Genomic DNA, 8133 nt, shown 5'->3' on the forward strand with positions numbered 1-8133 from the left:
CCTCAGCGGACACGGCAGAACATGATCAAACGCTACCAGCGACCTCGTCTCTTGGGAACTGCCGTGTTTTTTCCCCCTGTTCGGAAACTTCCCGCGTAGTGTGTGACTCACGAGTCTGGGGGACGACTCCTTGCACCACCCGGGGTACCGGAGCCTGAAAAGGCGGATACGGGTCCTACCAGGCCGCGAGATCGTCGCTTACGCCGAACCGACCCGAGGAAGACCTCATCATGCGCGTGCTTTTCACCGTCAATCCGGAGAAGAACATCTTCTTGTACCTCGTGCCGCTGGCGTGGGCGCTGCGTACGGCCGGCCACGAGGTGCTCGTCGCCAGCCAACCGCGCTTCGCCCCCACGATCACCCAGGCCGGGCTTACCGCCGTGCCCGTCGGGAACGACTTCGACAAGTGGCAGTTCGGCCGCGAGATGCCGGAGCTGCTGGAGTCGATCCGGCCCGGGCTGACGCCGCCGTGGGACGTGGCCGAGGACCCGGAGGGCACGACCTGGGAGCAGACCCTGCAGAGCCACAAGGCCGCGGTGGAGGGTGCGCACGAGGGAGAGGCCGCCGCGGTCATCGACGACCTGGTGGCGTTCGCCCGCGGCTGGAAGCCGGACCTGGTGGTGTGGGACTCCTTCAGCTACATCGGCTCCATCACCGCGAAGGCGTGCGGCGCGGCGCACGCGCGGGTGGTCTTCGGCGCCGACGTGTTCGGCGCGACCCGCGACATCTACCTGCGGCTGAAGGCGCAGCAGCCCGCGGCGGAGCAGGAGGACCCGCTGGCCGACTGGCTGGGCCGCCACGCGCGCAGGTTCGGCGCGGAGTTCAGCGAGGACATGACGACTGGTCATGTGACCATCGACCAGTTCCCGCGCAGCCTGCAGCTCGACACCAGCCTTGACGTCCTGCAGACGCAGTTCATCGGATACGGCGGCCCGGCCGTCGTTCCCGAGTGGCTGAAGGCGGCTCCGGAGCGCCCGCGGGTCGGGATGACCCTGGGGCTGACCGCGACCGAGGTCTTCAACGGCTACAACATACCGATCACCGACATCTTCGACTCGCTGGCCGATCTGGACATCGAGCTGGTCGCGACCATCGCCCAGAGCGAGCAGGAGAAGCTGGGCAAGGTCCCGGACAACGTCCGCCTCGTCTCCTACGTGCCGTGGCACGCCTTCGTCCCCACGTGCTCCGCGGTCATCCACCACGCGGGTGCCGCGACCCTCGCGACCACCGCGCGCCACCCCGTGCCGCATCTGTCCCTCCACTACCACTTCGACCAGCCGATCCTGGCCCGCAAGCTGGCCGAGCAGGGTGCCGGACTGGAGATCCACACCACGCAGGCCACCGGGCAGAACATCAGGGAGAGCGTCCAGCGCCTGCTGACCGAGCCCCGCTTCGCCGAGCGCGCGACCGCGCTGCGCGACGAGATCCTGGCCGCCCCCTCGCTCAACGAGCTGGTTCCGCAGCTGGAGGAGGTCGCGGTCAAGCACCGCGCGGGCTGACCGATGCCGGTGCCGCCGGGCCCGCGCTCCACCGCGGACCCGGCGGCACCGTCGTGCCGGGTGCTACTCCGCGCTCACGCGCACCGGCAGGCTCCGCAGCGCCCGCAGCACCGTGCCGGGCTTCCAGCGCACGTCCGCCTCGTCCACGTCCAGCCGGATGTCGGAGAACCGGTCGAGCAGGCGGCCGAACGCGATCTCGGCCTCCAGCCGGGCCAGCGGGGCGCCGACGCAGTAGTGGATGCCGTGCCCGAACGCCAGGTGGCCGCCGGTCTCCCGGGTGATGTCCAGCTTGTCGCCGTCGGGGAACTGGGCGTCGTCGCGGTTGGCCGAGGCGATGGCCACCACCACGAGCTGGTTCTCCGGGATGACGACCCCGCCCAGTTCGACCGGTTCGGTGGTGAACCGCAGCGAGGCGGTGTTCACCGGGCCCTCGTAGCGCAGGAACTCCTCGATGGCGCCGGGCAGTAGCGAGCGGTCGGCGCGCAGCGCGGCGAGCTGTTCGGGGTGGCGGAGCAGGGCGAGCACACCGTTGCCGATGAGGTTCACCGTCGTCTCGTGGCCCGCGACCAGCAGCAGGAACGCCATCGACACGAGCTCCTGGGCGCTGAGCTTGTCGTCCCCGTCGCTGGCGTGCACCAGGTCGGTGAGCAGGTCCTCGGAGGGGTTGCTGCGCTTGCTCGCGACCAGCTCGTCCAGGTACCCCAACAGGGCGGGCGCGGCTTCGGCGAGCCGCTCCGGGTCGCCGGACAGCTGGGCGTCGACCCAGCCGCGGAACCGGTCCTGGTCGATCAGCGGGACGCCGAGCAGCTCGCAGATCACCGCGATGGGCAGCGGGGCGGCGAAGGCGCTCATCAGGTCCACCCGGCCCGCGCGCTCCATCGCGTCGAGCAGATCTGTCGTGATCTCCTCGATCCGGGGGCGGAGCCGTTCCACGGCCCGTGCGGTGAACACCTTGTTGATCAGCTTGCGCAGGCGGGTGTGGGCCGGCGGGTCGGAGTTGAGCATGTGCGCCGACAGCTCGGTGGCGAACATCAGCCGCATCTCTTCGCTGTCGGTGTTCGCCTCGATCACCTTCTGCCCGACCTCGACGTTCTTGGACAGCCGGGTGCTGCTCAACGCGGGGCGCGCGTCCTCGTGGCGCGTCACCATCCACACGCCCAGCCCACCCGGCGCGGTCACCTTGCTGACCGGAGCCTCCGCGCGCAGGGCGCTGTAGAGCAGATGCGGGTTCTGCTCGAACGCCTCTTGTTCGGCCTCGCTCGGCATCGGGCTACCGTCGCTCATCAGCACAACTCCTCGTTCATCCTCTGTCGACATCGGAACACGAAGCCGAAACCGTGGTCTTGGGCATCACAGCGTCGCCATGAAAGCCCGGAAGTCGTTCATCGACTTCACGTCGTTGCCGAACCGGTTGACGGCGCTCACCTGGGAGGAGCCGTCGCCCGGTGCGGCGATGTACTTCACGAAGGTGGCCAGCGTGGCGCTGGGGCCGAGGTCGACGAATGTCGCGCCACCCTCGGCGGTCACCTTCTCGATGGTGCGGGAGAACTCCACGGGCTGCCGTACGGCCGCCCAGATGCCGTCGGCGGACACCGCGTCGACCCTGCCCGTCGCGACGGACGAGAGGATCGGGATCCGCGGCGGTGCGAAGCTCAGGGTGTCCATGAGCCGCCGGGCCTGCTCCTCGACGGGATCGATCAGCTCGGTGTGCACGCCGTAGTCGACGGGCAGCCGCTGGCAGAGGACGTTCTCCGACTCCAGTGCGCGTTCGAGTCCGTCGATGTCGGCGGCGAGCCCGCTGACGACGAAGTTCTGATCGAAGTTGCGCGCCGTCAGCCAGCAGCCCGTGAACAGGGACGCGTGCGTCCGCAGCAGTTCCGGGGAGCCGACGACGGCCAGCATGCCGGAGCGCGGTGTCCGCCGCTCCAGCAGGCGCGCGAACTCCACCGCGAAGCCGATGCCGTCCTCCAGGGGCAGCGCCTCCGCGACCACGGCCGCGGTGATCTCCCCCAGGCTGTAGCCGAGGAGGGCGTCGCACTCGTACCCGAGTTCCTGGACGACGCGCGTCAGGCTGTATTCGACGCACACCAGCGCCGCGCTGGACTCCGGCAGGGAGTCGAACGGGTCGCTCCGGTCCCGCCGGGGATCGAAGATGGTGTCCAGCAGCGACTTCCCGATGAGGGGCGAGGCGATCTCGTCGCAGTGCTCCAGCCAGAGCCGGTAGCGCGGGTTCTGCTCGTACAGCTCGCGCGTCATGTGGAAGTACTGGGATCCCTGTCCCGAGTACATGAAGACAACGGGTTTGGTCATCGCCACTTCCGCAGACAGATCGCCGAACTCAGGCCACCGAACCCCATGCTGAGGCTGATGGCGGTGTCGAACGCGAACGGCAGCGACTCCTGCCGCACCCACCCGAACGAGTCGTCCACCGGGTCCGCCAGGTTGCGGGTGGGGTGCAGCCGCTGCTCCCGCATCTGGAGCAGCGTCGCCACGACCTCCACCGCGCCCGCCGCGCTCAGGCCGTGCCCGGTGATCGACTTGGTGGCGTTGATGCGCACGTTGCCGAGCCCGCTTTTGGCGAGGGCGCGGAGTTCGGTCTCGTCGCCGATCAGCGAGCCGGTGCCGTGCGGGTTGACGTACTCGACGTCGCCCGCCGACAAGCCCGCCTCCGCCAGCGCTCCCTCGATGACGCTCATCTCCCCGGCCAGCGAGGGATCGGGGTTCCGGTTGCCGTCCACCGCGGTGGCCACACCGAGCACCCGGGCGTACGGCTCGGGGTGCCGACGGGCACCCGCCCGCTCCACGACGACCGCACCGCAGGACTCACCGAAGAGGAATCCGTCCCGCTGCCGGTCGAACGGCCTGCACGCCGCGCCGGGGTCGTCGGCGAACCGGTGCGAGCCCATGGCGCCCATGGCCCGGAACGCCAGCAGCTCCCAGTACGAGAGGTCCATCAGCGACCCCAGGGCGACGCACACGTCGACCTGGCCCGACCGTACGGCCCACACGGCCTGCAGGACGGCGAGCAGGCCGCTGGCCGAGGCACCGCCCAGCGTGTGGGCGAAGCCGCGGATGGGGAACAGCTCGGTGCAGAGCCCGCACAGGTCGGTGTCCATGAAGGACAGCCCGTACGTGGGGCGTACGAACTCGGGGTGGTCGGCGTGCCGGGCGTGCGTCTGCGTCAGCTCCCGCTGCTGGACGTTGGATCCGCCGACGACCAGGCCGATGCGGGCCGGGTCGGCGTCGTCGAGCCCCGCCTCCTGCCACGCCTCGGCGAGCGTCGACAGGGCGGCGCGGGCCGACAGCGACGCCGTGCGCAGTGCCCGGGCGGGTAACGCCTCGGGTACGGCCAGCTCCGCGATCTCGGCCCCCAGGAACGCCGTCGCCGACCCGTCGGCCGGAACCGACCGGCCGGGCCTGCGCAGCGGGCCGAAGGCGTGGCGTCCCTCGAACAGGGCGGTCGCGAACTCGTCCTTGCCCTGGCCGACCGCGGCGGTGACGCCGAGGCCGGTGATCACGACATCGTGCGGGTCAGGTCGACTTGTCATGGATGAGCTTCGCCAGTTCGTTGATGTTGTTCGCGCCCGCCAGCTCGACCAGCGGGATGCTCACCGACAACGACTCCAGCGTCATCATGATGATCTCCGCGCGGTCCATGGAGTTGGCCCCCAGGTCCCGGAGCGAGTCGGTGGCCACGAAGGTGTGGCTGTCGAGTTCGGGCAGGACCTCGCGCGTGTGCTTCACGACCAGGTCGAACACTTCCTGAATGGGCATTTCGTCAACCGCCTAGGTAGCGAGATTGGATGAGGTCCCGGACTTCGGGCTGGTGGAAGGTCTTGTCGTGCATGGCCACCTCGCGCTCGATGTAGCCCGGGAGTTCGGCCCGCAGGTCCGCCACGAGATGGTCCTTGAGGGTGATGAGGGAGACCCGTGGCTTCTCGGCGAGGTTCTCCGCCAGCTCCACCGCGTAGGGCAGGACCTCGGCGCGCCGCAGGACGGGGAACGGGACCCCCCGCTCCTTCAGGTCGCGCCCGTAGTAGGTCTTCGCGGACAGCAGCATCTCGTTCCCCAGGCTGGAGCCGAGCTTCGTGGGCAGGATCAGCGTCGCGCCCATACCGGGGGTGAACCCGTACTGCATGAAGTTCGTCGTGTAGACGCTCTCCTGGCTGAGGACGACGAAGTCGGCGAACAGCCCCATGGCGAACCCGCCGCCGATGCCGTGGCCCTGCATCGCGGAGATGACCGGCACGGGGCAGTCCAGGGCCAGCCCGTAGATGTTGGAGTCGGTGAAGCTGATCTGGCGGTCCTGGATCTGCAGCAGGCTCTCCTTGGTGCCGCCGCTGGCGAAGTAGTTGTCGTAGCCGGTGAGGACGACGGCCTTGCACCGCTCGTCGGCCCCGGCCCGCTCGAACGCCTCGCCCAGGCCGGTGATGAGCCGACCGGAGAACGTGTTCTTGTGCTCCCGGTCCTGCATGGTGATCTGGACCACGCTGTCCCCGAGCTTCGTGTAGCCCACCGGATCGTCTCCCATGCGCTACTCCTCCTCCCAGGGGAACTGCCCCGTCGTTACGTACCGCGAGATCTTGGCCAGGTTCTCCTGGTCGGAGAACACCTCCCGGTTCGCCTCGACCGCCTTCTCGCGGGACGCGACCAGGGTGTCGTCGAGCGCTCCGAGGTACTTCTTGTAGCGCGCGATGCCGGTCTTCGGCAGGTAGCGCAGCCGCAGGAGGTGCCTGCGGAGCAGGTTGGCGCTGTTCTCCTCGCAGGCGTCCACCAGGTGCCAGTCCAGCGCCTGGCGGGCGGAGACCGGCTGGGTCATCAGGGTCAGGTAGTTGGCCTTCGCGGCGCCGACCTTCCTGATCAGGAAGGGCAGCACGCACGCGGGCATCAGGCCGAACAGCAGCTCCGACAGGCTGAAGACCGTCTTCTCCTCGCACAGGACGACGTCGCAGGCGGCCACGAAGCCCACTCCCCCGGCGTTGACCCTGCCCCGCACGTGTGCGACGGAGACGAACGAGCCCAGGGCGATCGACAGCCAGAGGTCGTACAGCGCCTCGGCGTGCGACCCCTCATAGCCGCCGCCTTCCCCCGCGGAGCTGATCTCCTGGAAGTCGGCACCCGTGCAGAAGAACTCGGGCAGCCCTTCGAGGACGAGCACCTTCGCGTGCTCCTCGCAGAACTCGACGACCCTCGCGCACTCCTCGACCAGGCGGCTGTTGATCCGGTTCTCGGCGTCGGGCCGGTTGATCCGCAGAAAGCAGATCTCGCCTGTGAACCGGACCTCGACCGTCTCGTACGTGACGCCGGTCAGGAGGTCCACTCGTACTCCCGGTGAAACTCGTTGATCTGCTTCAGGAACAGCAGCTCACGGCCGAGCGCGGCCTTGGCCTCGGGGACGGTGGACCCGGCGAGTTCGACGTTGCGCGTGCCGAACTTGACCGCGTCGTTGGACTTGAGCAGCAGGTCGTACTGCGCCATGTCCAGCTCGTACCGGCCGTCCAGCGACGCCGCGATGCCCATCCGGCGCAGGTGCGCCTGGCTTTCCGGCCGTACGACCCCGCTGAAGAACTCCGAGCAGCATCCGGAACCGTAGGAGAAGACCCCGACGCGCTGGGCGCCGCCGGACAGATCCGCGTTGTCGATGGTGCTGGCCAGCGACAGCATCGTGGTCGCCCCCATGACGTTGCCGACCCGTCGGCAGTACGTCAGACCGGGCCCCATGCGGCGCGTGAAGTCCTCCTCGATGGCCGCCGGGCGGGCCTTCGCCACCTTGCGCATCAGATTGCGGTGCGCGCCCTTGACCATGCCGCCGAAGGGCGTGTGGAACGCCAGGTAGCCGAAGGTGTCCACGAAGTTTACGTCGCCGACGCGCCGTTGGTACTCCAGGAAGGCGTTCTCGCAGCAGTCGAGGTAGGACAGCAGCGACAGCTCGGCGTTGCCCGCCTCGCTGTCGGGCAGCGGCCTGCACGTGTCCATCACCTCGTGGCCGTAGTAGCCACTGGCGCCGACGTCGATCTGGAAGACCTTCGGGTTGTCGCTGACGAGCATGGCGACCGCGCCCGCGCCGCCGCTGGGCTCCGCGAAGGACCAGTCCTCGGACAGGGCGTCACCGCCCTCGGCCACCATGAACCGCGTGAGGTCGGTGGCGATCACCAGCGCCTTCGCGCCCGGCGAGGTCTGCGACAGCACGAAGTTCGCCGCCGTCTGCAGGGCGGCCACGCCCGAGTAGCACGCGACCTTGATCTCGAAGAGGCGGCAGTTGCGCCCCAGCCCGAGCAGGCTGTGGAAGTAGGTACTCATCGACTTGCCGAAGTCGAAGGCCGACTCCGTCGCGGTGATCACCATCTCGATGCGGTCGCGCTCCTCCTCGCTGAGCGCGTCGATGATCGGCTTCGCCGCGTTGACCCCGAATGTCACCGGGTCCTCGTTCGGCAGCGCGACGGTCTTCTCCTTCATCAGGAGGTTCTCGAACCGGGCGGTGTCGAGTCCGCGGTGGTCCGCCAGTTTGGCGACGTCGACGTAGCTCGTGCCTGCGAAGACGTTCATCGCCTCGATGCCCACGGGCGTCATGAAATTACTCCCCCTGTTTGTGCTGCCGGCGCTGTTAACGCCCGCATTCCTCCCGGCCGCCACA

8 protein-coding genes are annotated in these 8133 nt (G+C 68.9%); 1 reads left to right on the forward strand and 7 read right to left on the reverse strand.

From position 1 onward, the window contains the following. Positions 1-230: 230 nt before the first annotated feature. Positions 231-1499, forward strand: coding sequence for an activator-dependent family glycosyltransferase (locus ACZ59A_RS38945; protein WP_470968987.1), 1269 nt, complete (start codon positions 231-233; stop codon positions 1497-1499). Between the two features lie 63 nt (positions 1500-1562). Here the strand turns inward: ACZ59A_RS38945 and ACZ59A_RS38950 are convergent, their stop codons facing one another. The 7 genes from ACZ59A_RS38950 to ACZ59A_RS38980 all read right to left on the reverse strand — a co-directional run bounded on the left by ACZ59A_RS38950 (position 1563) and on the right by ACZ59A_RS38980 (position 8069). Beyond that, positions 1563-2783, reverse strand: a complete 1221-nt coding sequence (locus ACZ59A_RS38950; protein ID WP_470968989.1) for a cytochrome P450 family protein — start codon at positions 2781-2783, stop codon at positions 1563-1565. A gap of 66 nt (positions 2784-2849) precedes the next feature. After that, positions 2850-3809 (reverse strand): acyltransferase domain-containing protein, encoded by a 960-nt coding sequence (locus tag ACZ59A_RS38955; protein ID WP_470968991.1) that lies wholly within the window; start codon positions 3807-3809, stop codon positions 2850-2852. Further along, positions 3806-5047, reverse strand: coding sequence for a beta-ketoacyl synthase N-terminal-like domain-containing protein (locus ACZ59A_RS38960; RefSeq protein ID WP_470968994.1), 1242 nt, complete (start codon positions 5045-5047; stop codon positions 3806-3808). Before ACZ59A_RS38960 ends, ACZ59A_RS38955 begins: the two co-directional genes overlap by 4 nt. Next, positions 5031-5273, reverse strand: coding sequence for an acyl carrier protein (locus ACZ59A_RS38965; protein ID WP_468048281.1), 243 nt, complete (start codon positions 5271-5273; stop codon positions 5031-5033). Before ACZ59A_RS38965 ends, ACZ59A_RS38960 begins: the two co-directional genes overlap by 17 nt. Before the next feature lie 4 nt (positions 5274-5277). Next, on the reverse strand, positions 5278-6030 hold the full coding sequence (locus ACZ59A_RS38970; protein WP_470968998.1) for a polyketide synthase: 753 nt from the start codon (positions 6028-6030) through the stop codon (positions 5278-5280). Positions 6031-6033: 3 nt separating this feature from the next. Further along, complete coding sequence (locus tag ACZ59A_RS38975; protein ID WP_470969000.1) at positions 6034-6819, reverse strand: enoyl-CoA hydratase/isomerase; 786 nt, start codon at positions 6817-6819, stop codon at positions 6034-6036. Then, positions 6807-8069: a hydroxymethylglutaryl-CoA synthase family protein gene (locus tag ACZ59A_RS38980; protein WP_470969002.1), complete on the reverse strand. Its 1263-nt coding sequence runs from the start codon at positions 8067-8069 to the stop codon at positions 6807-6809. The genes ACZ59A_RS38975 and ACZ59A_RS38980 overlap by 13 nt, the downstream gene beginning before the upstream one ends. Between the last annotated feature and the right edge of the window lie 64 nt (positions 8070-8133).

Source organism: Streptomyces sp. NPDC040405 (assembly GCF_055595765.1).

Coding starts and splice junctions, on each gene's coding strand:
- ACZ59A_RS38980 (WP_470969002.1), bottom strand. CDS start 8,069: ATGACGCCCGTGGGCATCGAGGCGATGAACGTCTTCGCAGGCACGAGC.
- ACZ59A_RS38950 (WP_470968989.1), bottom strand. CDS start 2,783: ATGAGCGACGGTAGCCCGATGCCGAGCGAGGCCGAACAAGAGGCGTTC.
- ACZ59A_RS38955 (WP_470968991.1), bottom strand. CDS start 3,809: ATGACCAAACCCGTTGTCTTCATGTACTCGGGACAGGGATCCCAGTAC.
- ACZ59A_RS38960 (WP_470968994.1), bottom strand. CDS start 5,047: ATGACAAGTCGACCTGACCCGCACGATGTCGTGATCACCGGCCTCGGC.
- ACZ59A_RS38945 (WP_470968987.1), top strand. CDS start 231: ATGCGCGTGCTTTTCACCGTCAATCCGGAGAAGAACATCTTCTTGTAC.
- ACZ59A_RS38965 (WP_468048281.1), bottom strand. CDS start 5,273: ATGCCCATTCAGGAAGTGTTCGACCTGGTCGTGAAGCACACGCGCGAG.
- ACZ59A_RS38970 (WP_470968998.1), bottom strand. CDS start 6,030: ATGGGAGACGATCCGGTGGGCTACACGAAGCTCGGGGACAGCGTGGTC.